The organism is Streptomyces sp. CWNU-52B (assembly GCF_047444975.1).
GTDB lineage: Bacteria > Actinomycetota > Actinomycetes > Streptomycetales > Streptomycetaceae > Streptomyces.
The window spans coordinates 15158-42054 of sequence record NZ_JBLFJV010000037.1 but is presented as its reverse complement, the minus strand read 5'-3'; the positions used below and the strand labels follow the sequence as shown (position 1 = coordinate 42054).

Genomic DNA, 26897 nt, shown 5'->3' with positions numbered 1-26897 from the left:
ATTCACGGTGCGGCCGGAGCGGAGCTCTCCGTGTCCGGCGGCGTCGCGTCCGCGTCGTCCCCCGACATCGCGAACCACGCCCCACCCCCCACCGCGGCGACGAGCACGACCCCCGCCACCCCCAGCGTGATCCTCCGCCGCCGAGCGGACGCCCGATGCCGCGCGGACCCCGGCCGCGGCGCCCCCGCCGCCCGCGGCGCCCGCGCCGTGCCGAGCGCGCCCCCGGCCAGCTCGTCCGGCCCCGGCACCCTCATCGACGTGTGCGTGTCCCGGTTCGAGTCGGGCTTGGCGCCAGGGACCAGCGGAACGGCCCCCCGCCGCACCCGCTCCCGCGGAGCCTGCGGCTCGGCCGGCTGCTCGTCCTCGTACGCCGCGTCCGTCTCACCGTCCGGCTCGTCGACGTCCAGCGGCGGCATCCCCACGAGCAGGGGCAGCTGCTCACGCAGCCGCTCCCCCAGCTCGGACGCCCGCAGCCGGGACGCCGGTGCCTTGGCCAGGCACTGTACGAGCATCTGCCACAGCTCTTCCGGGATGCCGGGCAGCGGCACCACGGTCTCGGTGACGTGCCGGCGCAGGATCGCTCCCGGATGTCCGCCGCCGAACGGCGTGAACCCCGCGAGGAGCTCGTACAGCACGGTCGCCAGCGCGTAGATGTCGACGGCGGCCCGTGGCGGGAGCCCCTCGATGATCTCGGGCGCCAGATAGTCCGGCGTCCCGATGATCTTCGTCGCGCGGGTCCGCCGCGGTGAGTCGATGAGCTTGGCGACGCCGAAGTCCGTGAGCAGAGCGGGGTGCGAACCGCCGGGTCCCAGGGGGCCCTGCATGTCGAGCAGCACGTTCTCGGGTTTCACGTCCCGGTGCACGACCCCCGCCGCGTGCGCCGCGGCGAGCCCGTCCGCGATGTCGGCCACGATCGCGACGGCCGCCTCGGGGGCGAGGCGCCGCTCCCGGTCCAGCCGGGTGCGCAGGTCCGTGCCGCGGACGAGGTCCATGACCAGCGCGAGATCGTTGCCGTCGACCACGAGGTCCCGCACGGAGACCACGTGCGGATGGTCGAGGCCGAGCAGGGCGGTCCGCTCCTGCACGAAACGTCCCACCAGTTCCTGGTCGGACGCCAGGTCCTCGCGCAGCAGCTTGATGGCGACGGGCCCCTCGGGTCCCTCACCCAGCCACACCGTGCCGGCGCTGCCCCGCCCCAGGATCTGGTGCGCGGTGTACCGGCTGCCGATCTTCCGTACCAAGACTGCTCCTACGGGCGCGTGTTGGCGACAAAACTACGCGCACGGAGCGCCAACCTTCACTTCGGCCGCGGAAATCACCCCCCAGGTATCGACAAATCCCCAGAACCGCGGTGCGGTTCCGGGGATCCCGGCCGGTCCTCAGGCGCGTTCAACCGCCCTCGGCCGTCCTCAGCCCAGCTTCTCGACCCAGCCGGAGACGGTGCCGTACCAGTCCTTGAGCTGCTCCCAGTAGCCGTTGGACGTCCCGATCCAGTCCTGCAGCGGGCTCAGCTCCCAGACCAGCCAGCCGGCCACGAACAGGATGACGACCGTGAACAGGCATCCCTTGAGGCAGCCGAGCCCGGGAATCTTCATCGGGTTGGCGCTGCGCTGCCTCGGCTCGCGCGGCGGCCGGGGTTCCCGCGCGGGGCGCGGCGCGGGCTGCTGGGGCTGCTGCGGCGCGGGGGCGTACCCCTGCGGCTGCTGCCCGTGGCCCTGCCCCTGGGCGTAGCCGTAGGACTGGTTCTGCGGCGGGCCCTGCTGCTGGCGCCCGCGCGGCTGGGGCCGCTGCTGGGGCGGGGGCGGTGGCTGCTGCTGGGGCGGCCGTGCGACCTGTCGCTGGGGTCGGCGCCGCAGCGGGTCATCGTTCGGGTCGAGGTACGGCTGCACCTGCGTCGGCTCGTTGCGGTCGCGAGCCGCGCGCAGCTGGTTCTGCCAGGGGTGCGGGTCCTCGGGGCCCGCCCCCGCCTGGTTCGACGGCACCGGCGGCAGCACAGCGGTCGGGTCGGCCGCGCCGCGGTGGGGCAGTACGGAGGTGGGGTCGGCGGCGCCCGCACCGGCGTGCGGCAGGACGCTGGTCGCGCCGTTCGGGTCGTACGAGGCGGCGCCCTGCGGGAGCACCTGGGTGGGGTCGGCGGCGCCGGGGGCGTCCGGCACGGCGGCCGGCGCCGGATCGGGGGCGAGCAGGACGCCCACGGCCTCGGCGGCGGCGATCTGCGCGGAGTTCGCGTGCACCCCGATGCCCTCGGCGACCGTGCGCAGGCCGCGGGCGAGGTTCTCGGCGCTGGGCCGTTCGTCGGGGTTCTTGCGCAGGCAGCGCTCGATGACGGTCCACAGCGGGTCGGGGACCGTGGAGGGCCGGCGCGGCTCGGCGCTGAGGTGCTGGTGGAGGACTTCGAGGGCCGAGCCGCCGCCGAACGGGGGGCGGCCGGTTACCAGCTCGTACATCATGATTCCGGCGCCGTAGATGTCGACGGCGGAGGTCTGCGGACGGCCCTCCGCGGACTCGGGCGCCACGTACGCGGGCGTGCCGACGAACTCGTGGGTACGGGTCAGTCCCGGGGAGTCGGCCAGGCGGGCGATGCCGAAGTCCGTCAGCATCGGGTGCATCTGGCCGTCGACCTGCTGGAGCATGACGTTCGCGGGCTTCAGGTCGCGGTGCACGACACCGTCGGCGTGGCTGGCGGCGAGCGCGTCGGCGACCTGGGCGGTGAGCAGGGCCGCGGCGACCGGCGAGAACGGGCCGTTCTCGCGCAGGTAGCGGTGCAGGTCCGGGCCGTCGATCAGGTCCATGACCAGCGCCAGCAGATCGCCCTCGACCACGAGGTCCCGTACGCGCACGATGTTCGGGTGGGTCAGCCGGAGCAGCACGGAGCGCTCCCGCAGGAACCGCATCACGATGTCCGGATCGCCGGCGAGCTCCTCCTTGAGGACCTTGATCGCCACGGTCTCACCGGGCTGGCCCGCCACGGCCGCCTCGGCGCCCGCGGTCTCGCGCTGGCGGGCCCGCCAGACGGTGCCCGTGGCGCCGCGTCCGAGCGGCTCCTCGAGCAGGTACTTGCTGCCTACCGGCCGCACGTCATGCGCTCCCTGCTGCTTGCTGACTGGTCCGTCCACCGCGCTACGGGTGGTTCCGACCCACTGTAATGCCGCCCGACACGGCACCGGGCTGTCGTCCCGCCGCGGTTTCTCCGGCCTCGTCCGCTCGTGTGTCCCGCCCACTCATGCATTACGTGGGGCTGTCCCGTATGTGTTCGATGAAAAGACGCTCGCTTCGGGTGGTTTGGTTGCCGGACCTTGACGTGATCGATCTCAATCGGGCATTCGTCAGGCACTTTTGGGGGCAGAGCCGACCAATCAAGATCACTTGACTGTGGGGGACGGGCGAGTTGTCAGTGGCAGGTGCGAGGATGCTTTCCGTACTGGCCGATGTGCCCGTGCGCGGTGGGGGGATCTGCGGTGGGGGACCGCGGGACAGCCTCGTCGCGGGCGCCCGCGACAGAAGGGACCGCTGACGGCGATGCAGATCCGGCTGACCGTCGTAGACCCGCTGGGCACGCGCCCCGACGGACGCCCCGCGTCCTGCGACGTGCTGGTCACAGCGCCCGCCGGGACCGCGCTCGCGGCGGTGGCCCCCGGCCTCGCCTCGGCGGTCGGGGGCGAGGGCCCCGGGGTGCTGTACGCGGAGGCGGAGCGGCTCGACGCACAGCGCTGCACGCTGGGTGAGCCCCCTCTGATGGACGGCGCCGTACTGTCCCTCGGCTCCCCCGCGCAGCCCGGACCCGATGTCGACCCCGCCGCCGCACAGCTGCGGGTGGTCGCCGGGCCCGACGCCGGAGGCGTCCATCTGCTGCACGGCGGCCGGATCGACGTCGGCCGCTCCGCCGACGCCGACGTGCCGCTGGACGACCCGGACGTCTCCCGGCTGCACTGCGCCGTGACGGTCGCGCCGGACGGCCACGTCTCGGTCGCGGACCTCGGCTCGACGAACGGCACGGTGCTGGACGGCCGCCGCGTGGGCGAGCGCCCGGTGCGGTTCGCGCCGGGGTCGCTGCTGCGGGTGGGCGAGTCGGCGCTGCGGCTCGCCCCGGCGGGCGAACCGCCCGCCGTCCGGGAGACCGCGCCGGACGGCGAGGGGCACATACGAGTGGTGGCGGGCGTCCGGCGGGGGCCGTCGACGACGGCCGGCGGTCCCGGCCGCGGCTCCGACCCGGAACCCGGGGCCGGCCTCAGCCCAGGTCGTTCGAGGGCGGATCGGGAACCGGGTCAGGGATCGAGGCAGGGACCGGGCCAGGAACCGGCCTACGGAGCGGGCCAGGGGGCGGGGCGCAGCGCCGGCCACGGGGCGCGGCAGAAATCGCGGCAAGGGCCGGACGGACGGGGACAAGGACAGAGTCAGGGGCAAGGGCAAGGGCGGGGGCAGGGGGCCGAACGCGGTCGAGAGGCGGACCGGGGTCGGCAGGCGGCTGCGTCCGCCGGGGCCGGGCCTGGCGCCGGACGCGGCGCCGGGGACGGGGGCGCGAAGGTGCCCCGGGCGCGCGGTGGGGACGGCTCCGTGGAGTCACGGGACTCCCGTTCCCGGGTCGCACCGCCGACCTCCGAGACCCATCACGGCTACGGCACCGGCGGGTGGGGCGCCGCCGAGGGCGGGGACCCCGGATCCGGCTCCCCGGGGCACCGGCCCGCGGGACCAGGACCGGGATCGGGGCCGGGACCGCATGTGGTGCCCGGTCAGGGCGGGGCGCCGCGCATCGAGCGCACCGGCTCCGACTCCGGCTCCGGCTCCGGCTTCGCAGGACCGACCCAGGAGGCCGGGGAGGACCCGGACCCGGACGTCCAGGGGCCCGGTGAGGTCGGGCGGAAGGGCACTCCCCTCCGGGGGACGCCCATGCCGCGCGGCGCGCGCAAGCGCGGGCTCTCCGCGTGGGCCCGCCGCCTGTCGGGCACCCGGGGCGAGGACCAGTACGACGACGAGGCCGACGAGGACGCGTACGGCTCGTACGAGGCCGCGTTCGCCGAGCCCGTCGCCCTGGGCGTGCCCTCGCCCGAGCTGTGGCCCGACCCCGCCGTGCTGCTGCTGTCGGCGCTCGGCCCCGGGCCGCGGCTGTGGGAGCGCGGGCCGGACCATCCCGAGACGCTCACGGTCCGGCTGGGCACGGCGGACCGGACCACGCCCGACGGCTCCGGGCTGCTGCCCTCGGTGCCGGTCACCGCGGGGCTGCGGGAGGTCGGGTCGCTCGGCCTGGCCGGGCCGCGTGAGCGCCTCTCGGGGCTCGCCCGCGCGGTGGTGGCCCAGCTCGCCGCGCTGCACTCGCCCGACTCGCTGGAGATCACCCTCCTCTCCACGGACCGCTCACGCTCCCTGGAGGAGCGCATCGCCGAGTGGTCCTGGCTCGGCTGGCTGCCCCATCTGCGCCCCACGCACGGCCAGGACTGCCGCCTCCTCCTCGCCTACGACCGCGAACAGGCGACGACGCGCACGGAGGAACTGCTCCGGCGCCTGGAGGACCACCTGGCGGAGACGGGCCGCGCCGCCGAGAGGGGCCACGGACCCCGCCCCGGCGAGGGCCCGCCCCCGGACAGCAGGAACGACAGGAACGACAGGAACGACAGCGGGGCTTTCGCGCCGCGGCCGAGGAATCCCGCGAACCCCGGCGTCGGCGCCGGCGCGCCCGGGAGCCGTCCCGTCGCCCGCGACGACAACACCCACCTGGGGCTCCCCCGCAGCGGCACACCACAGCCTTCCTGGGCGCGGCTGGAGACCCCGGCGCAGGCCGAGTGGACCGGCCCTCTCACCGTCGTCGTGGTGGACGGGGACCCCGGGTCGGCCGGTGTGCGGGAAGCCGTGGCACGGCTCACGGCCGAGGGCCCCCAGGTCGGGATCCACGTCATCTGCCTCGCCGAGACCCCGGCCGCCTCGCCGTCCTCGCCGGTGGCCGACACGTACGAGGCCGCCTGCGCGGTGTCGCCCGCGTTCCGCGAGTGCGGGGCCGTCGCGCTGCTCAGCGGCGACGTGGCGACGGCCCTGCGCCTGCTGCGCGTGGCGTCCGGCGCACCGGCGCACGGCACGTCGGGCGGGCCCGTCGGCCACGGCACGGTCGCCGCGGTGGACGCCGTCTCCATGGCCTGGGCCGAGCGCTTCGCACGGGCCCTGGCACCTTTACGAGCGGAGGGCGCGGTCGGCGAGCAGCTCACCCGCGTGTCCGCGCCGCTGCCGCAGGCCGCGCGGCTGCTGGACGAGCTGGGTCTCGCGAGGGCCACCCCGGCGTCCCTGATGACGCGCTGGGCGGACGCGGCCGACGACACCGAGGCGCTCGGCGGCCGGGCCACGGCCGTGCTCGGCGCCGGGCCGCGCGGGCCGGTCGGTGTGGACCTCGCGGCCGAGGGCCCGCACCTGCTGATCGAGGGCCCGTCCGGCAGCGGGCGTACGGAGATGCTGCGGTCCGTCGCCGCGTCGCTGGCCGCCGCCGAGCGGCCCGACCGGCTCGGCATCGTGCTGGTCGACGGGCGGGACGGTCCGGGTGGCTCGGGCCCGGGAGGCTCGGGCGCCGGTGCCTCGGCGGGCCGCGGGGACGGGCTCCTGGTCTGCACGGACCTGCCGCATGTGACGACGCATCTGGGTGCCCATGACCCCGTACGGATGCGGGAGTTCGCGCAGTCCCTGTCCGCGGAGCTGAAGCGGCGGGCGGAGTTGCTCGGGCGTCTCGACTTCGCCGAGTGGCACGCGCGGCGGGAGGCGTCGGTGGCAGGGCCGGGGGCCGGGTCGGGCCGGACGTTCTCCCCGCGCTCGACGACTGGTTCCGGCGCCGGTTCCGGTGCCGGGGCCGGGGATATCGACTCGTCCACCAGCGCCACCCTGCGGCTGCGGCCCGCCGCGGCGCGGCCCCGGCCGGACACGGGGCCTCCGCTGCCCCGGCTCGTCGTGGTCGTCGACGACCTGGACGCGCTGCTCTCTCCCGCGCTGGGCTCCCCCGGGCGGCCCGCCGCGGGTTCCGTCGTACGGGCCCTGGAAGGCGTCGCCCGGGACGGCGAGCGGCTCGGGGTCCATCTGGTGGCGGCGACCCTCGGCGGGGCCCGTACGGACGAGACGGAGCTGGCTCGGCGGGCCGGGGTGCGGGTGGTGCTGGAGGCGGCCGGGAGCGGGCCCGAGGAGCCGTCGCCCGGACGGGGGCTGCTCAGCGGGCCGGGTGGGCGGGCCACGGCGTTCCAAGGGGGCCGGGTCACGGGGCGTATTCCGCGTACGGCGACGCTGCGGCCCACGGTGGTGCCGTTGGAGTGGGCTCGGATGGGGGATCCGCCTGCGCGGCGGCCCGTGCGTGAACTGGGGAACGGGCCGACGGATCTGGCCCTGCTGGCCAGCGCGCTAGAACGGGCCGCGCGCTCGGTCTCCGCGACGGAGGTCCCCTCGCTCCTGTAACTGTCCCTGGGGGCTCGGACCTCCCGCCGCTGCGCGGAACTGGACCGGCTGACCCACCGGGCCACCGCGTCCGTCCGCCGGCTGGCGCCGCTGCGTGAGGAGCACGACCCCCGGACCCCCGCATCGGCCTGACCGGCCTCGCCCTCGAACGCCGGACGGGCTGAGGTGGTAGGGGCGCGGGGAACTGCGCGACCAGCCCCCACCGGACCCGCACCCGCCCCGTGCCCGCCCCGCACCCGACGCCGCTGAAATCCACGCCCGGCGTGGGGTTAAGACCCCACGTCACGACGCGGTTACGATCACGGCCTTGACAGCGCAGGCGCCCTTGCCGACGTCGAGCGGACGGGCGTAGACCAAGAGCGCACGGGACAGCGCTCGGACGTTCGACGGAGAACGGGGCAAGCCATGCGCAGCAGCACTCTTCGTATCAGCGGGTCGCACAGGACGGGCAAGGCGGGCAGGACCGGCAGGACAAGCACCGTCGCCAGGGCCGCCGCCGCCCTCGTCGCGGGAGCGGTCGCGCTCACGCTCACGGCGTGCGGCGGTGACGACGAGAAGGACGACGGGGGAAGCGGCGGCGAGACCGGCAGCGCCGCGGCCAGTGTTCAACTCCCCAAGCTCGACGGCCAGAAGCTGGAAGTCGCGGCCGTGTGGACCGGACCCGAGCAGGAGAACTTCACCAAGGTCCTGGACGAGTTCGAGAAACGCACCGGCGCGGAGGTCGGCTACGTACCGACCGGCAACAACACGTCCACGTTCCTCGGCACGAAGATCCAGGGCGGCAAGCCGCCGAACGTGGCGTTCCTTCCGCAGGTCGGCGTCCTCCACCAGTTCGCCCAGAAGGGCTGGGTGAAGCCGCTGGGCACCGAGGCACAGGCCCAGCTCGACAAGAACTTCTCGGCGGGCTGGAAGGACCTGGGCGCCTACGAGGGCAAGCAGTACGGCGTCTACGCGAAGGCCGCCAACAAGTCGCTGGTCTGGTACAATACCGCGGCGTTCGAGGCGGCGGGCATCACGGCCGAGCCCAAGACCTGGGACGAGTTCGTGCAGACCGCGCAGACCCTGTCGGACGCGGGATCGCCCGCGGTGTCGGTCGGCGGGCAGGACGGCTGGACCCTCACCGACTGGTTCGAGAACGTCTACCTCTCGCAGGCGGGCCCCGAGAAGTACGACCAGCTGGCCGAGCACAAGATCAAGTGGACGGACCCCTCCGTGAAGGAGGCCCTGACCACGCTGGCCCAGCTGTGGGGCAAGGACGATCTGCTCGCGGGCGGCAAGGCGGGCGCGCTGCGCACCGAGTTCCCCAAGTCGGTGACGAACACCTTCTCGGGTGACACTCCGGCGGCGATGGTCTTCGAGGGCGACTTCGTCGCGGCGAACATCAACGCCGACACGAAGGCCAAGATCGGCACGGACGCCAAGGTGTTCCCGTTCCCGGCGGTCGGTGCCGAGTCCCCGGTGGTCAGCGGTGGTGACGTGGCCGTGGCGCTGAAGGACGACAAGGGCTCGCAGGCCCTGCTGACCTTCCTGGCGTCGACCGACGCGGCCGAGATCTGGGCGGCGCAGGGCGGCTTCATCTCCCCCAACAAGGAGCTGGACCAGAAGACGTACAAGGACGACGTCACCCGGGACATCTCCAAGGCGCTGCTCGCGGCGGGCGACGACTTCCGCTTCGACATGTCCGACCAGGCGCCGGCGGCCTTCGGCGGTACGCAGGGCACCGGCGAGTGGAAGGCGCTTCAGGACTTCCTGAAGAACCCCTCGGACGTCGAGGGCGCGCAGCAGCAGCTGGAGACGTCCGCCGCCAAGGCGTACAAGGGCTGACGGCCGCCGATGTCGTCGCAGGCAGCGACGGCGGGGGGCCCGGCAGGTCCGGTGCCTCCCGTCGGCAAACGCAAGAGTGTGATGGGTACGCGGCCGTGGGTGGCGGGTCTGTTCCTGCTGCCCGCGATCGTGCTGCTCGGCGCGCTCGTGGTCTACCCCATCGGGTACTCGGTCTGGCGCAGTCTGTACGACGCCGACGGTTCGGGCTTCGTGGGCCTCGGCAACTACGGCGACCTGTTCAGTGACGACGCCACCTTCACCGCGGTCAAGAACACCGCGATCTGGGTGGCGGTCGCCCCCGCGCTGGTCACCGGGCTCGGTCTGATCTTCGCCGTGCTGACCGAACGGGTGCGCTGGTCCACGGCGTTCAAGCTGGTCATCTTCATGCCGATGGCGATCTCCATGCTCGCCGCGGGCATCATCTTCCGGCTGGTGTACGAGGCGGACCCCGACCAGGGCGTGGCCAACGCGGTGGTGGTGGGCGTGCACGACACGTTCGCCGACGCGTCGGTCTATCCGAAGGCGCGCCCGTCCACCGAGAGCGATCTGAAGGCGTCCGGCGGGGGTTCGTTCACCTCCACGGGCACGGTGCGCGCGGGCTCCCCCGCGCTCGTCCCGCTGGTCGGCATCGCGCCGAACAAGGTGCCGGGCAGCCCCGGGGACGCCAAGTCCGCCGAGCCGTCGGGCGACGGCGTGTCCGGCACGGTCTGGCTGGACTTCAAGCTGGGCGGCGGCGGTGAGAAGGGCGCCGTCGACGCGGGCGAGAAGGCCCTGCCCGGCATCGAGGTCGAGGCGGTCAAGGACGGGAAGGTGGTGGCCTCCGCGAAGGCGGGCGACGACGGTACGTTCACGCTGCCGGCCGCCGCCGACGGCGCGCAACTGCGCCTGCCCTCCTCGAACTTCGCGGCGGCCTACAACGGCGTCGACTGGCTCGGCCCGAGTCTGGTCACCCCGGCCATCATCGGGGCGTACGCCTGGATGTGGGCGGGCTTCGCGATGGTGCTCATCGCGGCCGGTCTGGCGGGCGTGGACCGCAATCTCCTGGAGGCCGCCCGGGTCGACGGGGCCAACGAGTGGCAGGTGTTCCGCCGGATCACGGTCCCCCTGCTCGCGCCGGTCCTCGTCGTCGTCCTGATCACCTTGATGATCAACGTGATGAAGATCTTCGACCTGGTCTTCATCATCGCTCCGCAGCCCAGCCAGGACGAGGCCAACGTCCTGGCCCTGCAACTGGTCAACGCCTCCTTCGGCGGCGGCAACAACCAGGGGCTGGGCAGCGCGATCGGCATCGTCCTGCTGCTCCTGGTGATGCCGGTGATGATCGTCAACATCCGCCGACTGCGAAGGGAGCGCCGACGGTGACCGCACCCTCCGTACCTCCGCCAGCACCTCCGAAGGGATCCGCCGTGGCCGTGGACACGTCCGGGCCGCCCCGGCGTTCGCTGGGCTCCCGGCTCGCCGGTGGCGCGGCCGGCGGTGTGATGCGGGTCTTCCTCATCCTGGTCGCGCTGCTGTGGGTGACCCCGACGGTCGGGCTGCTCGCCTCGTCGTTCCGCGACCCGACCGACATCTCCGCCTCCGGCTGGTGGGACGTCTTCAGCAAGCCGTCCGAGCTGACCACCGAGAGCTACTCGACGCTGCTCGGCAAGGAGGAGATCACCGACGCCCTGCTCAACACGGTGTGGATCACGGTGCCGGCCACCGTGCTGGTCGTCGTCATCGGCGCCATGGCCGGATACGCCTTCGCCTGGATGGACTTCAAGGGCCGCGACTGGTGGTTCGTGGCCGTGGTGGCCCTGCTGGTGGTGCCCATCCAGATCGCCCTGATCCCGCTGGCCGACCTCTTCGGCGACCTCGGGATCTTCGGCAGCGTCATCGGGGTCGTCCTCTTCCACGTGGGCTTCGGCCTGCCGTTCGCGATCTTCCTGCTGCGCAACTTCTTCGCGGAGATCCCCCGTGAGCTCCTGGAGGCGGCGCGGCTCGACGGGGCGGGCGAGACCCGGCTGTTCGCGACGGTGATCCTGCCGCTGGGCGGGCCCGCCATCGCCTCGCTGGGCATCTTCCAGTTCCTGTGGGTGTGGAACGACATGCTGGTGGCGCTGATCTTCTCGGACTCCGACTCGCGCCCGCTGACGGTCGCGCTGACCGAGCAGACCCGGCAGTTCTCCGGCAACATCGAGACGCTCGCGCCCGGCGCGTTCATCTCGATGGTGATCCCGCTGGCCGTGTTCTTCGCGTTCCAGCGGCAGTTCGTGTCCGGTGTGATGGCGGGGGCGGTGAAGTAGCAGAAACAGCGCGGGAATACGCGCGTACGTGCGCTTTTGCGCACGTGTCCCGGAGGGGTGGGCCGTCGCCGGTCCGCCCCTTCGCGTTCACCCGGGGTCCCCCACATGCCGCATCCGGCGTAACCACGTAACCCCTTTGGCCGTTGCCGGGCAATATGGCCGCGCCGACCCATGGATGTCCCTTGCCCCGGTTCAGTGTCATTGTCCCCGCGTACCAGGTGCGGGCGTATCTGCACGAGTGCATGACATCGGTCCTGGAACAGTCCTTCACCGACTTCGAGTTGATCGCTGTCGACGACTGCTCGCCCGATGCCTGCGGTGCGATCATCGACGAGTTCGCGGCCCGCGACGCACGCGTGCGGGCCGTCCACCTGGCGGAGAACGAGGGGCTCGGGCGGGCCCGCAACGCGGGTATGCGGTACGCGACGGGCGACTACCTGGTCTTCCTCGACGGCGACGACACCCTCACCCCGCACGCGCTGCGGGAGATCGCCGACCGCATCAAGGAGACCGGCGATCCGGACGTCCTGGTCTACGACTACGCGCGCACCTTCTGGTCGGGCGAGACGGTCCGCAACGTCCAGTCGGGGCGGCTCACCGAGGAGGGCCCCGCGCCGTTCCGCCTCGACGACCGGCCGGGGCTGCTCGACGTCCTCATGGTCGTGTGGAACAAGGCGTACCGCCGGGAGTTCGTCGAGCGGGAGCAGTTCACGTTCCCGCCCGGCTACTACGAGGACACCCCCTGGACGTACCCGGTCCTGATGACCGCCGAGACCATCGCGACGCTCGACCGGGTCTGCGTCCACTACCGGCAGCGCCGGCAGGGGAACATCCTCGGCACGACCAGCGACCGGCACTTCGACGTCTTCGGCCAGTACGACCGCGTCTTCGCCCATCTCGACGCGCACCCCGAACTGGCCCACTGGCGCCCGGTGCTGTTCCGGCGCATGGTCGACCACCTGTCCGCGGTGTTCCTCAAGCGCGACCGGCTGCCGCACGGCTCCCGTGCCGCGTTCCTGCGCAAGGCCCGCGCCCACTACGGCCGTTACCGCGTCGAGGAGACCGGCGCCCCGTCCCGCAACCGGCTGCGGCACGCCCTCGTACGGCTCGGCAGCCATCGGACGTACCGCGCCCTGTGGGCGGCGGCGCGGCTGCGCAGACGCGCCGCGCGCCTCACGCGGGCGCTGGCCCGCGGGGTGCGGACCGCCGCGCTCCGGCTGCACTACGGCGTACAGCGCCGGCTGCCCGTGCGCGGCGACCACGCCGTGTTCGCCGGGTACGGGGGCCGCGGCCACGGCTGCAACCCGGGAGCCCTGGAGGCGGCGTTCCGCACGCACGCGCCGGGGATGCGCACCGCCTGGGTCGCCGACCCCGCGTTCCACCACACGGTCCCGACGGGGACCCGCAGGCTGACGCCGGGCTCCGCCGCGTACTGGACGGCGCTGGCCCGCTCCAAGTACCTCGTCGACAACGTCGGATTCGACCGCCGACTGGTCAAACGCCCCGGCCAGATCATGATCCAGACGCAGCACGGCACCCCGCTCAAGCGCATGGGCCTCGACCTCCAGGAGCGCCCGGCGGCGGCGCGCGGCACGGACTTCGCCGAGCTGCTGCGCGACGCCGACCGCTGGGACTACTGCCTGTCGGGCAACCGCCACTCCACCCTCGTCTGGGAGCGCGTCTTCCCGGCCGGGTACACGACGCTGGAGTACGGCCAGCCGCGGAACGACGTGTTCCAGCGGGCGACGCCGGCCGACGTGACCCTGCTGCGCCAGTCCCTCGGCATCCCCGAGGGCGCGGTGGCGGTCCTGTACGCGCCGACGCACCGCGACTACCTGCGCGGCCAGCGCACCGCGCTCGACCTGGAGCGGGTGCTGCGCCGGCTGGGCCCGCGGTTCGTCCTGCTGACCCGCGCGCACCACTCGTACGGGGCTCCGCTGGCCCGCAGCGGCGGCCGGCTGATCGACGTGTCGGACCACCCGAGCGTCGAGTCGCTGTGCCTGGCCTCGGACGCGCTGGTCACCGACTACTCGTCGCTGATGTTCGACTACGCGGGCCTGGACCGGCCGATCGTGATCCACGCGGACGACCAGGAGGCGTACGAGGCGGCGCGCGGGACCTACTTCGACCTGCGGACGTGCCCGCCCGGCGCGATCGCGCGCAGCGAGGACGAGCTGATCGACATCTTCGCGACCGGCCACTGGCGCGGTTCGCGCGCCACGCAGCTGCGGGCCGCCTTCCGGGAGCGGTTCTGCCCCTACGACGACGGGCGCGCCGCAGAACGGGTCGTACGGCGTGTCGTGCTCGGCGAGACGGCCGGTCTGCCGGCGGTGGTGCCGCCCGAGGAGCGGCGTCCGGTGCCGTCGGCCGCCGCCGACCGGCACCCGTCCTCGCCCCTCGCCACCGTTCCCGCACCCGGGCCCGCCGCACCCGAGCCCCACGTTCCCGTCGTCGACAGACCCTGAGGCGCTCCGGCCCGCCCCCGCCGGGGACGACGGCACCACACAGCACCACGCGGCACGGACAGAGAGAGCACCACACGACATGCCCCGCTTCAGCATCATCGTCACCGTCCACGACGTCGCGGGGCGGCTCCCCACGACCCTCGACGCGGTCCTCGCCCAGCCGTACGGCGACTTCGAGGTGATCGTGGCCTGCGGGAGACCGGACTCCCCCGCGGGCATCCTCGCCGCCGCGTACGCACAGCGCGACACGCGGGTCGTGCGGGTCACCGGTGCGCGCGAGGCCGGGCTGCGGGCGGCCACGGGCGCGTACGTGCTGTTCCTGGACACGGGTGACGTGCTGACGCCGGAGGCGCTCGCCGGGGTCGACGCGCGGCTGCGGGAGACCGGCGAGGCCGATGTGCTGCGCCTCGGCCACGCGCGCGTGCCGTGGTGGGAGGGCGAGCCGACGGTGGAGACGTGCACGGACACGGACCCCTGTGACGTACGGCTGCCGGTCTGGGCCACCGTCCACCGCCGCGCCTTCCTCCGCGAGCACGGGCTGCTCGCCGTCCCCGAGGGCCGGTACGCGGACCTCGGCTGGGCCGGGCTCGTGGTGCTCGCCGCCGGGCGGAGCGCGGTGCTGGACACGGTGTGCGTACGGCGGCACGAGCGCCGGCGGAGCAGCGGCACGACCGCCGGTACGGCGAACGGCACGGCGAGCGGCACGGCATCCGGGAGGGCATCCGGGAGGGCATCCGGGAGGGTGTCCGGCGCGCCGGACGAACTGCTCGACCAGGTCGAGCTGGTGCTGGACCGGGCCGCCGGGCGGGAGCTCCCCGAGGACCGGTTGGGCGCCCTGTTCGGGCAGTTGTTCTCCGAGGTCCTCGACCTGGCGTCCGGTACGCCCTGCGGCCGGGCGTTCTTCCGCCGCGCGGCCCGCCTCCACCGCCGCCACCGCCCGGCGGGCCACCGCGTGGCGGGCCTGCGCGACCGGCTGCTGCGCCGGGGCGCGTACACGGCGTTCCGGGCGCTGCCCGCCCTCGCCCGGCGCACGGCGCGGATCCGGGCGTACGCGACCCGCACCGCGCTGCGCAGGCGCCGCGCCCTCACCTACCGGTGGTACCTGCGCAGGCCGCTGGAGGAGAACCTCGCCGTCTTCGCCGCCTACTGGGGCCGCGGCTACGCCTGCAACCCGGCGGCCATCCACCGCAAGGCCCGTGAACTCGCCCCGCACATCCGGTCGGTGTTCCTGGTGAAGGAGAAGGAACTGCCGCACATGCCGCGGGACGTGGAGAGCGTGGTGATCGGGAGCAGGCGGTACTGGGAGGTGATGGCGCGGGCGAAGTACACGTTCAACAACGTCAACTTCGACAACTCCGTGCGCAAGCGCCCCGGCACCGTGCACGTCCAGACCCACCACGGGACGCCGCTGAAGCGGATGGGCGTCGACCAGATCGAGTACCGGGCTGTCGCGGCGGCCACCGGGAACTTCGGGCGGCTGATGCGGCGCGTGGACCGCTGGGACTTCTCCCTGTCGTCCAACGCCCACTCCACGGAGGTCTGGTCGGGCGCCTACCCGAGCGCCTTCACGCACCTGGAGTACGGCTATCCGCGCAACGACCGCTTCTGCACGGCGGCCCCGGGAGAGGTCGCCGCGATCCGGGAGCGGCTCGGCGTCCCGGAGGATCGGGTGGCGCTGCTGTACGCGCCGACGTTCCGGGACTATCCGCGGGACGTGTCGGCGCAGTTCGACCTGGCGCGGTTCTGCGCGGAGCTCGGGGACGAGTTCGTGGTGCTGCTGCGCGCGCACTACTTCCTCGACGGCGACGCCGGCCTGCGGCAGGCCGTCGCCGACGGGCAGCTGATCGACGTGACGTCGCTGCGGGACACCGAGGACGTCTGTCTGGCCTCGGACGCGCTGATCACGGACTACTCGTCGATCATGTTCGACTACGCCAACCTCGACCGGCCGATCGTCACGTACGCCGACGACTGGGACGTCTACCGCGACACCCGGGGCGTGTACTTCGACCTGCTCGCCGAGCCGCCGGGCCGGGTCGCCCGTACGCAGGACGAGCTGATCGGGGTCCTCAGGTCGGGCGAGTGGGCCGACGAGCGCTCCGCCGCGCTGCGGGCCCGGTTCCGTGAGCGGTTCTGCCAGTTCGACGACGGGCGGGCCGCCGAGCGGGTGGTACGACGGGTGCTGCTCGGGCAGCCCGAGGAGGAGCTGCCGCCGGTGATCCCGCTGCGCGAGCGTCTGCCGGTGCCGGCCGCGACCGTGTCGCGCGCCCGCACGTCACGCCCCCGCACACCGGCGCGCTGATGCCGTCCCGCCCTCCGGCGAGCGAGAGCAGCCCAGCAAGAAGCCAGCGAGTTCCCGGACCTGGAAGTGCCATGCCCCGCTTCAGCATCGTCGTGCCCGTCCACAACGTGCAGGGCTACCTGCGCACCTGTCTGGAGTCGGTCCTCGGCCAGTCGTACGGCGACTTCGAACTGATCGTCGTCGACGACCGCTCCCCGGACGGGAGCGGGGCGATCATCGACGAGTTCGCGGCCCGCGACGAGCGGGTCGTGGCGGTGCATCTGCCCGTCAACGGCGGTATCGGCCCGGCCCGCAACCACGGGGCGCGGCTGGCGCGCGGCGAGTACCTGCTCTTCCTGGACAGCGACGACAGCTACACCCCGGGCACGCTGCGGGCGATCGCCGAGCGTGTCGACGCGACCGGGCGCCCGGACATCGTTCTGTTCGACTACGCGCGCACCCACTGGTACGGCGCGGTGAAGCGCAACCGGGACGCGGAGGTGTTCGGCGCGCCGGGCCCCGAGGTGTTCACGGTCGCCGAACGCCCGGAGCTGCTCGACCTGTTCACGGTCGTGTGGAACAAGGCGTACCGCCTCGACTTCTTCCGCGAGGGCGGCTTCACCTTCCCGACCGGCTTCTACGAGGACGCGGTGATCGTCTACCAGACGCTGTGGACGGCCCGCACGATCACCCTCGTCGACCGGGTCTGCGTGTCCTACCGGCAGCGCCGCCAGGGCAACGCGATGCGCACGCCGAGCCGGGAGCACTTCGAGGTGTTCGCGCAGTACGAGCGGCTGTTCCGGTTCGTCGAGGAGCGGCCGGAGCTGGCGCGGTGGCGCGGTTTCCTCTACGACCACATGGCGGACCACTACCTGTTCATCCTCCGGCAGCGGGACCGCGTACCGCCGTCGTCCCGGCCCGAGTTCCACCGGCGTGCGGCACGGGACCTGCGCGCGTACCGGCCGAGCGGCCACCGGCCCGGTCCGCACCTCCCCCGGACGTCGCTCGCTCTGCTCACCCGCGCCCCGTACGCCCTCTACGCGCTGCACCGCGTCGCCGCCGTGAAGCGGGCCGGGCTGCGCAGGCGCCACCGGGTGTGGCGGCGCCGGCTGCGCCGGGTGCTGCTCGGACTGCACCGGCGGCTGGTCCTGCGGCGGGCGCTCGACCCGAACCTGGCCCTGTACTCGGCCTTCTCGCACCGGGGCGTGCTCGGCGACCCGGCCGCGATCCACCGCACGGCGCGTGAACTCGCCCCGCACATCCGGTCGGTGTGGGTGGTCGGCAAGGAGCACGTGGACGCGCTGCCGCCGGGGATCGAGCACGTCCTGCCGGGCAGCCGGGCCTACCGCAGGGTCACGGCGCGCGCCACCTATCTGATCAACAACGTCAACTGGGCGAACGACCTGGTCAAGCGCGAGGGCGCCGTCCACATCCACACGCACCAGGGCACGCCCGTGAAGTCGATGGGCGCGGATCTGCTGAAGTACCCGGGCGCCAGGCGTGGTTACAGCGTCCCGAAGATGCTGCGCAGGGCCGACCGCTGGGACTACAGCCTGGTCGCGAATCCGCACTCCGAGCTGGTCTGGGACCGCGCCTACCCCTGCGGCTTCGTGTCGCTGCGCTCGGGCAGCCCGCGCAACGACTGCCTGGTCCGGCCCGAACCCGGCCGCCGGGAGTCCGTACGCGGGCGTCTGGGCGTCCCGGACGACAGCACCCTGATCCTGTACGCGCCGACCAGCCGCGACCACCGGCAGGGCGGTTACGCGCCGGACTGCGACCTGGAACGCCTGGTCGCCGGGCTGCCCGGGGACCACGTCCTGGCGGTCCGGCTGCATCCGTCGCTGGCCCGGCACCCCGAACGGGGGCTCGGACTACGGGACCTGGCCGGGCGCGGCCTCGTCCTGGACGTCACCGACGAGCCGGAGGTGGCGGACCTGCTGCTGGCCTCCGACGCGCTGATCACCGACTACTCGTCGCTGATGTTCGACTACGCGCACCTGGACCGGCCGATCGTCCTGCACACCTACGACCTGGACACGTATCTCGCCGCGCGCGGCACGTACTTCGACGTCACCGAGCGTCCGCCGGGCCATGTCACCCGTGACGTGGACGCGTTGGCGCGGCTGTTCGCGTCGGGCGCCTGGCGGGACGAGGAGTCGGCGCGGCTGCGGGCGGACTTCCGGGCACGGTTTCGCGGGTACGACGACGGGCGGGCCGCGGAACGGGTGGTACGGACGCTGATGCTGGGCGAGGACATGGCCGCGGCCGTGCCCCTGGTTCCGGCGCCGGGCAGCGCGCCGAGCGACGCCCTGACCCGCTCATGAGGGCTCGCCCGGCCGCGTGGGTGCTGTTCCTCGCCGCCCTGTTCGGCTGCCTCCAGCTCGCCAACGTCACCGGCCGGGACACCGCCGACAGCCGCAACTACCTGTCGTACGCGCTGAGTCTGGGCGGTGCGGACAAGGCGGAGGCGGCGGGGCGGAGCATCACGTACCTGTGCGCGAGCCGGGGCGAGCGGGCGTCGCGCGACCACAGCGTGGACGTCCGGCGCTTCCGCGCCCCCGACCCGGGGCCGGGTGTGCGGGCGGAGTGCCGCGACTACTACCACTGGAGTGTCGGGCGGCGGCTCGACGCGGGGCAGACGTCCGGGTGGACCGCGCCGTTCATGAGCGAGCGGTTCATGCGGATCTTCGAGGTACGGCCCGGATATCCGCTGCTGCTCGTGCCGTTCGTGACCGTGTTCGGCGTGACGTGGGGGCTGTGGGCGGCCGGGGTGTGTGTCGCGGCGGCCGGGGGGGTGCTGGTGTTCCTCGTCCTGCGGACGCTGGGGGCCGGGACGGGGCCCGCGCTGATCGGGCAGGGGCTGTACTACGTCCTGCCGACGGGTGCGACCGCGATGCGCCCGATGACCGAGGGCACGATGACCGCGCTCACGCTGGCGGTGCTGTGGGGCTGCGCGCTGGTGCTGCGCGGGCGGCACGGCGGTGGTCTGGTGGCGGTGTCGCTGGCGCTGCTCTTCACCGTGAAGCACTCGCAGGCGCTGTTCCTCGCGGGGTGTCTGGCCGGGGCGTGCTGTCTGATCGGGGGGTACCGGAGGAGGACGGGGCGGCCGGTGGGGGCCGCGGTGAGGACGCTGCTGGCGGTGACGGTCACGGCGGCGGCGGGCACGGTGCTGCTCGCCCGGCTGCTCCGCTACCCGTCCGAGTCGGACAGCCTCCAGGACCTGCTCACCGACCACTTCTTCCGGCCGGACCGGAAGCGTCCCTGGCACGAGTTCTTCCAGCTGGAGAACAGCTTCTGGCTGGAGTGGCTGCGGCGGCAGCTGCTCGAACCGCTGTTCCTGGTGCTGGTCGCGGCCGGGGGGTGGGGGGCGGTGCGGGCGCGGCCGGCTTTCGGCGTGGTGCTGGTGGCTGCCGCCGGGACCGGGGTGCTGAGTGTGGCCGCGCACCCCGACATCGCGATCGACCGGTTGATGGTGATGGTGTGGCTGGTGCCGGTGGTGGGGCTGCCGTTGCTGTTGACGCGCTATGTCGCCGACCGGTCGCCGGAGCCCCCGCCCGCCACCACCCGGGTCCCTGTGGAGGCCGTGCGTCGGGTGCGGGTGGGTGGGGGCTTGTCGCGCAGTTCCCCGCGCCCCTGAAAAGCGGGGCTTCGCCCCTGCTTTTCAGGCCGCCCCGTCCGGCGTTCGAGGAAAGCTACTCGATGACCAGCTCGACCGGGATGTTGCCGCGGGTCGCGTTCGAGTACGGGCACACCTGGTGCGCCTGCTCCACCAGCTTGCGGCCCGCCTCGGCGTCCACGGCCTCCGGCAGCTCCACGCGCAGCGTCACCTTGAGCGCGAACCCCTCACCCTCCTTGCCGATACCGACCTCCGCGGTCACCGCCGCGTCACTGACGTCGACCTTCGCCGCCCGCCCGACCACAGCGAGCGCGCTGGCGAAACAGGCCGAGTAGCCGGCGGCGAAGAGCTGCTCCGGGTTCGTGCCCTGGCCGTTGCCGCCCATCTCCGTCGGAATCCCCAGCTGCAGGTCGAGCTGACCGTCGGAGCTGTAGGCCCGGCCGTCACGGCCGTGGGTGGCGGTGGCGACGGCGGTGTAGAGCGCGTCCATGGAAACCATCCCTCTCAAGATCTCACGATCGAAGTCGTGTCGACGGGCCCTGGTCCGGGCCGCCGCACAACCAAAGTAGAGCACACAATTAAATTGTGCACAACTAAATGACGCACCCGGGGTACCCTGGACGCCATGACCACGACGTCCGCACCCGACCCCACCGCAGCCACGCCCGACTCCGCCGCGCACGACGAGGACTTCCTCCGCCTCGACCAGCAGATCTGCTTCTCCCTGAACGCGGCCTCGCGCGCCTTCGGCGGTCTGTACCGCGTCGTCCTGAAGGACCTGGGGCTCACCTACCCCCAGTACCTGGTCATGCTCGTGCTGTGGGAGCACGGCGAGCTGCCCGTGAAGAAGGTCGGCGAGCACCTGCGGCTCGACTCCGGGACGCTGTCACCCCTGCTGAAGCGGCTGGAGACGGCCGGGCTCGTACGCCGCGAGCGCAGCGCCCGGGACGAGCGGTCCGTGGTGGTCGGACTCACGGACGAGGGCGCGGCCCTGCGCGCGCGGGCGCTGCGCGTACCGCGCCGGATCGCCGCCGCGACGGGGTTCGACGTGGCGGAGATCCTCGACCTGCGGGCCCGGCTCGACCGGCTCACGGACGCGCTGGACGCGGCGGCACTGGAGGAGCCCCTCAGCGACGAGTGACCCGCGCTCACCTGCTCACGGCGCCCGCGCTCCGCGCCCTGCGCTCGTACAGCCGCAGGACCGACCCCTCCCGGACGAACTCCGCCCGCCGCACGAACTCCTCGCCCACCACACTGAGCTTGACCCGCTCGGTCGGTTCCGGCGGCCACCAGGCGGACCTCAGCGCGTACGGCTCGGCGACCACCCACAGGCGGTCGAGGCCGTCGAGCCTGCGGCGCAGTTCGCCGGGGCCGGTCTCCCGCCCGTAGAGGGTGCCGGAGACGGGCCCCGGCTCGCGCAGCGCGATGTCCCGCGTGCCCCGGAAGCCCGCCGGGTACGCCACCGCCGCGCGCCTGCCGATCGCCGGGAGGAAGAGCACGGGGTCGCCGGGGCTCATCCGCCGGGCGGCCGCCGCGGAGACGGCTGCGAGGTTGTCGGGGCGCCGGGCGGGGTCCCGGTCCTCGCGCAGGACGGGGAGTTGCGACACGAAGGCGAGCCCGATGGCGAGGACACCGAGGAGTGTGCCGCCGTACCGCACCTGAGGACCCCGCGTCCGAAGGCCCCGCGCCCGCGACCCTCGCGCCACCGCTCCGGCCAGCCGGTCCGCGCCCGCCGCCGCCAGCAGCGGCGCCCCCGCGAGCGCGTACAGCACATAGCGGTCGTCGAAGAGCGGCCAGTGGCGTGAGACCGCCAGGAGCACCGCGGGCGGCAGGACCAGCAGCGGGAGCGCGACCGCGGGGAGGGAGAGCTCACCACGGCGGGCGAGCGGGACGCGCAGGGCGAGGGCGATCAGCAGCAGGTACGGGCCGAGGACCAGCCGGGTGGGCCCCGCGAAGGAGCGCAGGAGACCCTCGACCGTGCCCGTGCCGGGAGGCCTGAGCCAGGCGACCTGCCCGGCCTGGCCGCTGGAGACCAGGGCGAGCGGAAGCAGGACGAGGAGTACGGCTCCGGCGGCGCGGGCCCAGTTCCACCACACCCCGCGCGGCGGCCGTACGAGGGCCAGGGTGGCGGCGTGCGCGAGGAGGAGCAGGACGGCCATCTCGTGGAGCAGCGCGGTGCCGGCGACGACACCTCCGTACGCGCACCAGACGGACACCCGGCCACGGCGACGGATGCCGCCACGGATACGGATGCGGGCACGCGCGCGTGCGTCGGTCTCCACCGCCTCCACCGCCCGCACGAGCAGCAGGGTCGCTCCCGCGGCGCCGGCGGCGACCAGGGCGTACGACCGGCCCTCCTGGGCGAAGTGCCCGGTCATGGGCGTCACCGCGTACAGCAGCCCGGCCCACAGGCCGACCCGGGGGCGGGCGAGGCGCACCCCCAGGGCCGCGACGAGGCCCGCGGTCGCGGCGGCCGCGCAGAGCGAGGGCAGGCGCAGGACGACCTCGTCGGCGTGGAGGGTGAGGACGGGGTGCATGAGGAGGTAGTAGAGGCCGTGCACCGCGTCCACGGAGTGCAGCAGGTGCCAGATCTGCGGCAGCGAGCGCCGCGCCACCTGGAAGGTGACCGCCTCGTCGCGCCACATCCCCCCGCGGTCGATCCCCCACAGACCGATCACGGTCATGGCGATCACGGGCACGAGAACAGGTACGAGAACAGGTACGAGAACGGGTGCGAGAACAGGCACGAGCACGGTGGGGACCGAGGAGGGAAGGGCGGTCCACGGACGCTTGACGACCATGCGTCAGATCTTGTGCTATTAGTTCACCTTTGTCGGTGATTGACCCGTCATCAGACGATATCGACAGTCTCGCGGCTTACGATCCTGCGGGTGAAGCCCTGGATGAAGCGCCGGACCACGTCCCGGACGATGCCCCGCCCCCTGACTCTCGTCACCCTCGCCGCCGTCTGGTCGGCCACCCGCGCCCTGATGCTGTGGCTGCTCTTCCAGGACGACCGCGCCCCGCTCGGCCTCGGCGGCGTGGGGCGTGAGGTGTACGAGCTGTACGCCCGCTGGTACGGCGTGCTCGTCCACGGCGCGTTCCCGTCGGGCGACCGGCTGTGGCAGTACCCGCCGGGCGCGGGCCCCGTGCTGATGTCGCCCGGACTGCTGCCGTGGCTGACGTACTTCCAGGCGTTCGTGGCCCTCACCCTGGCCACCGACCTCCTGGTCACCGCCGTCCTCACGCGCGCGGGCACCCGGCCGGGCCGCAGCCTGCGCGGCGCGGCGCTGTGGACGGCGGCCCTGCCGCTCCTGCTGCACATCCCGCTCGCCCGTTACGACGTACAGGTCACCGCCCTCGCGGTCATCTCCCTGTTGACGCTGTCGCGCTCCACGCGCGCGTGCGGCGCGTTCGCCGCGCTGGGCACCCTGGTGAAGGTGTGGCCCGTGCTGGCGCTGATCGGCACTCCGCGGGGGCGTACGACGAAGGAGACGTGGACCTCGGCCGCCGTCACCGCGGGCGCGCTGCTCCTGGCCCTCGCCGTCCTCTTCCGCCACCCCTTCGACTTCCTGCGCCAGCAGGGCGGCCGGGGCGTGCAGATCGAATCGCTCGGCGGCACGGTCCTCTCCTTCGCGCACCACGCGGGCTGGCCGGGGCGCGTGGGCTACCGGTACGGCGCCATGGAGTTCACCGGGCCGTACGTCGGCTCGGTCGCCGCAGTGTCGCTCGCGCTCACCGTCGCCGCCTTCGGCGCCCTGCTGCTGTGGCGGCTGCGCTCACGGCGCTGGACACCGGCGACGCCGTACGACGCCGCGCTCAGCGCCGTGCTCCTGTTCACCGTGACGAGCCGGGTCATCAGCCCCCAGTACCTGGTGTGGCTGATCGGTCTGGCCGCCGTGTGCCTGACCTCCCGGCACACCACGCAGCGCCCGGTGGCCGCGCTGATCACGGTGGCCGCCGCGGTCAGCTCCCTCGCGTACCCCGTCCTGTACGACGACGTGGTGGCCTGCACCTGGACGGGCTCCCTGCTGATGCTCGTCCGCAACGGCCTGCTGGTGACGGCCGCCGGGCTCTCCTTCCACCGCCTGTGGACGGCGGGGATCCGGCCCGCCGGAACGCGGCCCGAGGAGACGGAGCCGCCGTCCGGCTCGCGTCACCTCACCCACGAGACAGTAAGCGTCTCCTAACGGATGATCACCCACCGCTTTCCACCGTTCCGCCCCATGACGACCGCGCGCGCCGTGCCGGCAGGTTCTCCCCGCCCGTCACGGCTGCCGCGGATGTCCCAGGTACCGCAGGTGTCGCAGGTGTGCGTCGTCGTCATCGGGTACGACGACGCCGCCCATGTGACGGACGCGGTGCGCTCGGCCCTGGCGCAGGGGCCCGCCGTCCGCGAGGTGATCGCCGTGGACGACTGCTCGGCCGACGGCAGCGCGGACCTCCTGGACCGCCTCGCGCTCGACGAGCCACGGCTGAAGGTCGTCCGCCGCGAGGTCAACAGCGGCGGCTGCGGCAGCCCCCGCAACGACGGCATCGACGCCGCCACGGCTCCGTACCTGATGTTCCTGGACAGCGACGACGTACTGCCGCCGGGCGCGGTGGACGCCCTGCTGGCCGCCGCCGACGGGCGCGGCACCGAGGTCACGGCCGGTCTGTGCGTGCGCCGCGACCTGCCGTCGGGCCGCGAGGTCCGCTGGCAGCCCGAGCTGTACGCCGGGGCCGCTGTCGTGGCCCGTCCGGCGCGGCGCCCCCGGCTGGTCCACGACACGCTGTGCGTCAACAAGCTGTACCGCACCGACTTCCTGCGCGAGCACGGCATCCGCTTCCCCGAAGGGCACTTCCCCTACGAGGACTTCGTCTTCACCGCGCGGGTGCTCGCCGCCCGTCCCCGCATCGCGCTGATCCCGGACACCGTGTACGTCTGGCACGTGCGCCGCGGCGCCGGACGGCTGTCGATCTCGCTGGACAGGTCGGGCGTCGACAACTGGCGGGCCAGGATCACCGCGCACGCCCAGGCGTACGACGTCCTCCTGGCCGCCGGTGAGAAGCGGCTGGCCCGAGCCTCCCGGGCGCGGTTCCTCGACCACGCGCTGCGGATGTACGCGCGCGAGCTGGACCTGCGGGGACCCGGTTACCGGCGTGAGTGGTGGGCCCTCACGCGCGCGTACCTCGCGACGTTCGACGCGGGCGACTTCGCGCTCGCACCGGCGCCGGGGAGGGTGGTCGCACAGGTGGTGCTGGCCTCCGAGAAGCCGTGCGACCTGACCCGCGTCAAGGAGGTCGCGGCCCGCCCGGCCCGGCTGCGGCCACCGTACGCGCGAGCCGCCGACGGTACGCCGGTGTGGTCCACGGACCTGCCCCAGGTCACCCTGGAACACCTCCTGTTCCGGCCCGTACGCCTCCTGCCGGTGGCCGTCGACGCGGAACTGCGGCCACGCGCGCGGGGCACCCGGCTGCGGCTTCGCCTGTACGAGCTGTACGGGCGGATGGCGGACGCGGCGCCGGCGTCCGTGGTGGCCGAGTTCGTGAACCGGCAGGACGGGGCGGCCGGGCTCACGCTCACGGCGCGGTTCCGGCCGGACGCCACCGATGCCGCCACCGATGCGGAGGGTGCCGCCGATGCCGTCGATGCGGAGGGTGCCTGGACGGCCGAGGCGGCGGTCGACCTCTCGGCGCTCGGCTCCGGCGTCTGGGACCTGCGGCTGTGCCTGCGCTTCCACGACGGCACCAGCCGCGAGACCACCGCGCACGCGAGCACGGGCCCGGGGCTGCTGCGCCGGTCGGTCGTGCCGAGCGCCCGGCACGGTGTGCTGCTCGTCCAGCCCTACGCGACGCACTCGGGCTCGCTCGCCCTGCGGATCGCGCCGGGCCCGCGGGGAGCGGCGACCGTGCTGGGCCGCAGGATGAGGCGTTTGCTTCACTTGCCCGAAGACACACGAGGGGACGGCTGTAGATGACCTGGCTGATCACCGGCGGCGCCGGCTACATCGGGGCGCACGTCGTCCGTGCGATGACCGAGGCGGGCGAACGGGCCGTGGTGTACGACGACCTGTCCACCGGGATCTCCGAGCGCGTCCCGGACGGGGTGCCGCTCGTCGTCGGCTCGACCCTGGACGGTGAGCGGGTCGCCCGTGCGCTCAAGGACCACGCCGTCACCGGTGTCGTGCATCTCGCGGCGAAGAAGCAGGTGGGCGAGTCGGTGGACCTGCCGCTGCACTACTACCGCGAGAACGTCGAGGGGCTGCGGGTGCTGCTCCAGGCGGTCACGGCCGCCGCGGTGCCGTCCTTCGTGTTCTCGTCCTCGGCGGCGGTCTACGGCATGCCCGACGTCGACCTCGTGACCGAGGAGACGCCCTGCGTGCCGATCAACCCGTACGGCGAGACCAAGCTGGCCGGCGAGTGGCTGGTGCGCGCCACGGGCCGCGCGCACGGTCTGTCGACGGCCTCACTGCGCTACTTCAACGTGGCGGGGACGGCGACACCGGAACTGGCCGACGTGGGCGTCTTCAACATCGTCCCGATGGTCTTCGAGAAGCTGACCGCGGGCGAGCCCCCGCGGATCTTCGGCGACGACTACCCGACCCCGGACGGCACCTGCGTCCGCGACTACATCCACGTCGTGGACCTGGCGGAGGCCCATGTGGCGGCCGCGAGGCGGCTCGCCGCGGCCCCCGGCACCGATCTGACCCTGGACATCGGCCGCGGCGAGGGGGTCTCGGTCCGCCGGATGATCGACCGGATCAACGAGATCACCGGTCACACCCTCGCCCCGACCGTGGCTCCCCGCAGGCCGGGCGACCCGGCCCGGGTCGTCGCCTCGGCCGACCGCATCACCGCGGAGCTGGCCTGGAAGGCGAAGCACGGCCTGGACGACATGATCACGTCCGCCTGGGAGGGCTGGGTACGGCTGCATCCGCGGGCACGCCGGAGCTAGCGCCCGCCGGCGGCACGGGCCGGCCCGGTGTCTGCCGGGCCGAACTGTGCTGGTTCAGCCCTTACCGATGCGG

16 protein-coding genes are annotated in these 26897 nt (G+C 73.6%); 12 read left to right on the top strand and 4 right to left on the bottom strand.

Going from position 1 to position 26897, the window contains the following annotated elements; translation table 11 throughout:
* Positions 1–2: 2 nt before the first annotated feature.
* Together ACLVWQ_RS28730 and ACLVWQ_RS28725 are read right to left on the bottom strand one after the other, a co-directional pair.
* Entirely contained in the window at positions 3–1241 is a 1239-nt protein-coding gene (locus ACLVWQ_RS28730) for a serine/threonine-protein kinase (RefSeq protein ID WP_414112111.1), read from the bottom strand.
* 168 nt (positions 1242–1409) lie between these two features.
* Positions 1410–3077, bottom strand: coding sequence for a serine/threonine-protein kinase (locus ACLVWQ_RS28725; protein WP_414112110.1), 1668 nt, complete (start codon positions 3075–3077; stop codon positions 1410–1412).
* 442 nt (positions 3078–3519) lie between these two features.
* Between ACLVWQ_RS28725 and ACLVWQ_RS28720 the strand changes: the two genes are divergently transcribed.
* The 8 genes from ACLVWQ_RS28720 to ACLVWQ_RS28685 all read left to right on the top strand — a co-directional run bounded on the left by ACLVWQ_RS28720 (position 3520) and on the right by ACLVWQ_RS28685 (position 19908).
* Positions 3520–7416 (top strand): FHA domain-containing protein, encoded by a 3897-nt coding sequence (locus tag ACLVWQ_RS28720; RefSeq protein WP_414112109.1) that lies wholly within the window; start codon positions 3520–3522, stop codon positions 7414–7416.
* A 405-nt stretch (positions 7417–7821) separates the two neighbouring features.
* Positions 7822–9240 carry an ABC transporter substrate-binding protein gene (locus ACLVWQ_RS28715; RefSeq protein ID WP_414112108.1) on the top strand — a complete coding sequence of 473 codons (1419 nt, stop codon included), beginning with the start codon at positions 7822–7824 and terminating at the stop codon, positions 9238–9240.
* A gap of 9 nt (positions 9241–9249) precedes the next feature.
* Positions 9250–10602, top strand: coding sequence for a carbohydrate ABC transporter permease (locus ACLVWQ_RS28710; RefSeq protein WP_414112107.1), 1353 nt, complete (start codon positions 9250–9252; stop codon positions 10600–10602).
* Positions 10603–10721: 119 nt separating this feature from the next.
* A complete protein-coding gene (locus ACLVWQ_RS28705; protein ID WP_414112174.1) occupies positions 10722–11525 on the top strand; it encodes a carbohydrate ABC transporter permease in 804 nt (267 codons plus the stop codon).
* A gap of 182 nt (positions 11526–11707) precedes the next feature.
* Positions 11708–13990, top strand: coding sequence for a CDP-glycerol glycerophosphotransferase family protein (locus ACLVWQ_RS28700; RefSeq protein ID WP_414112106.1), 2283 nt, complete (start codon positions 11708–11710; stop codon positions 13988–13990).
* Positions 13991–14069: 79 nt separating this feature from the next.
* Positions 14070–16292 (top strand): CDP-glycerol glycerophosphotransferase family protein, encoded by a 2223-nt coding sequence (locus ACLVWQ_RS28695; protein WP_414112105.1) that lies wholly within the window; start codon positions 14070–14072, stop codon positions 16290–16292.
* A 71-nt stretch (positions 16293–16363) separates the two neighbouring features.
* Positions 16364–18595 carry a CDP-glycerol glycerophosphotransferase family protein gene (locus ACLVWQ_RS28690; protein ID WP_414112104.1) on the top strand — a complete coding sequence of 744 codons (2232 nt, stop codon included), beginning with the start codon at positions 16364–16366 and terminating at the stop codon, positions 18593–18595.
* On the top strand, positions 18592–19908 hold the full coding sequence (locus ACLVWQ_RS28685; RefSeq protein WP_414112103.1) for a hypothetical protein: 1317 nt from the start codon (positions 18592–18594) through the stop codon (positions 19906–19908). The genes ACLVWQ_RS28690 and ACLVWQ_RS28685 overlap by 4 nt, the downstream gene beginning before the upstream one ends.
* 55 nt (positions 19909–19963) lie before the next feature.
* Here the strand turns inward: ACLVWQ_RS28685 and ACLVWQ_RS28680 are convergent, their stop codons facing one another.
* Positions 19964–20377, bottom strand: a complete 414-nt coding sequence (locus tag ACLVWQ_RS28680; RefSeq protein ID WP_414112173.1) for an organic hydroperoxide resistance protein — start codon at positions 20375–20377, stop codon at positions 19964–19966.
* Positions 20378–20512: 135 nt separating this feature from the next.
* Here ACLVWQ_RS28680 and ACLVWQ_RS28675 point away from each other — a divergent pair, with 135 nt between their 5' ends.
* Complete coding sequence (locus ACLVWQ_RS28675; protein WP_414112102.1) at positions 20513–21028, top strand: MarR family winged helix-turn-helix transcriptional regulator; 516 nt, start codon at positions 20513–20515, stop codon at positions 21026–21028.
* A 7-nt stretch (positions 21029–21035) separates the two neighbouring features.
* On the opposite strand, the gene ACLVWQ_RS28670 is transcribed toward ACLVWQ_RS28675, so the two are convergent.
* Positions 21036–22688 carry a hypothetical protein gene (locus ACLVWQ_RS28670; protein ID WP_414112101.1) on the bottom strand — a complete coding sequence of 551 codons (1653 nt, stop codon included), beginning with the start codon at positions 22686–22688 and terminating at the stop codon, positions 21036–21038.
* Positions 22689–22790: 102 nt separating this feature from the next.
* Between ACLVWQ_RS28670 and ACLVWQ_RS28665 the strand changes: the two genes are divergently transcribed.
* The 3 genes from ACLVWQ_RS28665 to galE all read left to right on the top strand — a co-directional run bounded on the left by ACLVWQ_RS28665 (position 22791) and on the right by galE (position 26824).
* A complete protein-coding gene (locus tag ACLVWQ_RS28665) occupies positions 22791–24077 on the top strand; it encodes a glycosyltransferase 87 family protein (protein ID WP_414112172.1) in 1287 nt (428 codons plus the stop codon).
* Positions 24078–24170: 93 nt separating this feature from the next.
* Complete coding sequence (locus ACLVWQ_RS28660; RefSeq protein ID WP_414112171.1) at positions 24171–25847, top strand: glycosyltransferase; 1677 nt, start codon at positions 24171–24173, stop codon at positions 25845–25847.
* Positions 25844–26824: a UDP-glucose 4-epimerase GalE gene (gene galE, locus ACLVWQ_RS28655; protein WP_414112100.1), complete on the top strand. Its 981-nt coding sequence runs from the start codon at positions 25844–25846 to the stop codon at positions 26822–26824. The genes ACLVWQ_RS28660 and galE overlap by 4 nt, the downstream gene beginning before the upstream one ends.
* Positions 26825–26897: the final 73 nt, after the last annotated feature.

Bases quoted from the DNA above. Each gene is read 5' to 3' on its own strand.
- ACLVWQ_RS28720 (WP_414112109.1), top strand. From the start codon at position 3,520: ATGCAGATCCGGCTGACCGTCGTAGACCCGCTGGGCACGCGCCCCGAC.
- ACLVWQ_RS28715 (WP_414112108.1), top strand. From the start codon at position 7,822: ATGCGCAGCAGCACTCTTCGTATCAGCGGGTCGCACAGGACGGGCAAG.
- ACLVWQ_RS28710 (WP_414112107.1), top strand. From the start codon at position 9,250: ATGTCGTCGCAGGCAGCGACGGCGGGGGGCCCGGCAGGTCCGGTGCCT.
- ACLVWQ_RS28705 (WP_414112174.1), top strand. From the start codon at position 10,722: ATGCGGGTCTTCCTCATCCTGGTCGCGCTGCTGTGGGTGACCCCGACG.
- ACLVWQ_RS28695 (WP_414112105.1), top strand. From the start codon at position 14,070: ATGCCCCGCTTCAGCATCATCGTCACCGTCCACGACGTCGCGGGGCGG.
- ACLVWQ_RS28690 (WP_414112104.1), top strand. From the start codon at position 16,364: ATGCCCCGCTTCAGCATCGTCGTGCCCGTCCACAACGTGCAGGGCTAC.
- ACLVWQ_RS28685 (WP_414112103.1), top strand. From the start codon at position 18,592: ATGAGGGCTCGCCCGGCCGCGTGGGTGCTGTTCCTCGCCGCCCTGTTC.
- ACLVWQ_RS28680 (WP_414112173.1), bottom strand. From the start codon at position 20,377: ATGGACGCGCTCTACACCGCCGTCGCCACCGCCACCCACGGCCGTGAC.
- ACLVWQ_RS28675 (WP_414112102.1), top strand. From the start codon at position 20,513: ATGACCACGACGTCCGCACCCGACCCCACCGCAGCCACGCCCGACTCC.
- ACLVWQ_RS28670 (WP_414112101.1), bottom strand. From the start codon at position 22,688: ATGGTCGTCAAGCGTCCGTGGACCGCCCTTCCCTCCTCGGTCCCCACC.
- ACLVWQ_RS28665 (WP_414112172.1), top strand. From the start codon at position 22,791: ATGAAGCGCCGGACCACGTCCCGGACGATGCCCCGCCCCCTGACTCTC.
- ACLVWQ_RS28660 (WP_414112171.1), top strand. From the start codon at position 24,171: ATGTCCCAGGTACCGCAGGTGTCGCAGGTGTGCGTCGTCGTCATCGGG.
- galE (WP_414112100.1), top strand. From the start codon at position 25,844: ATGACCTGGCTGATCACCGGCGGCGCCGGCTACATCGGGGCGCACGTC.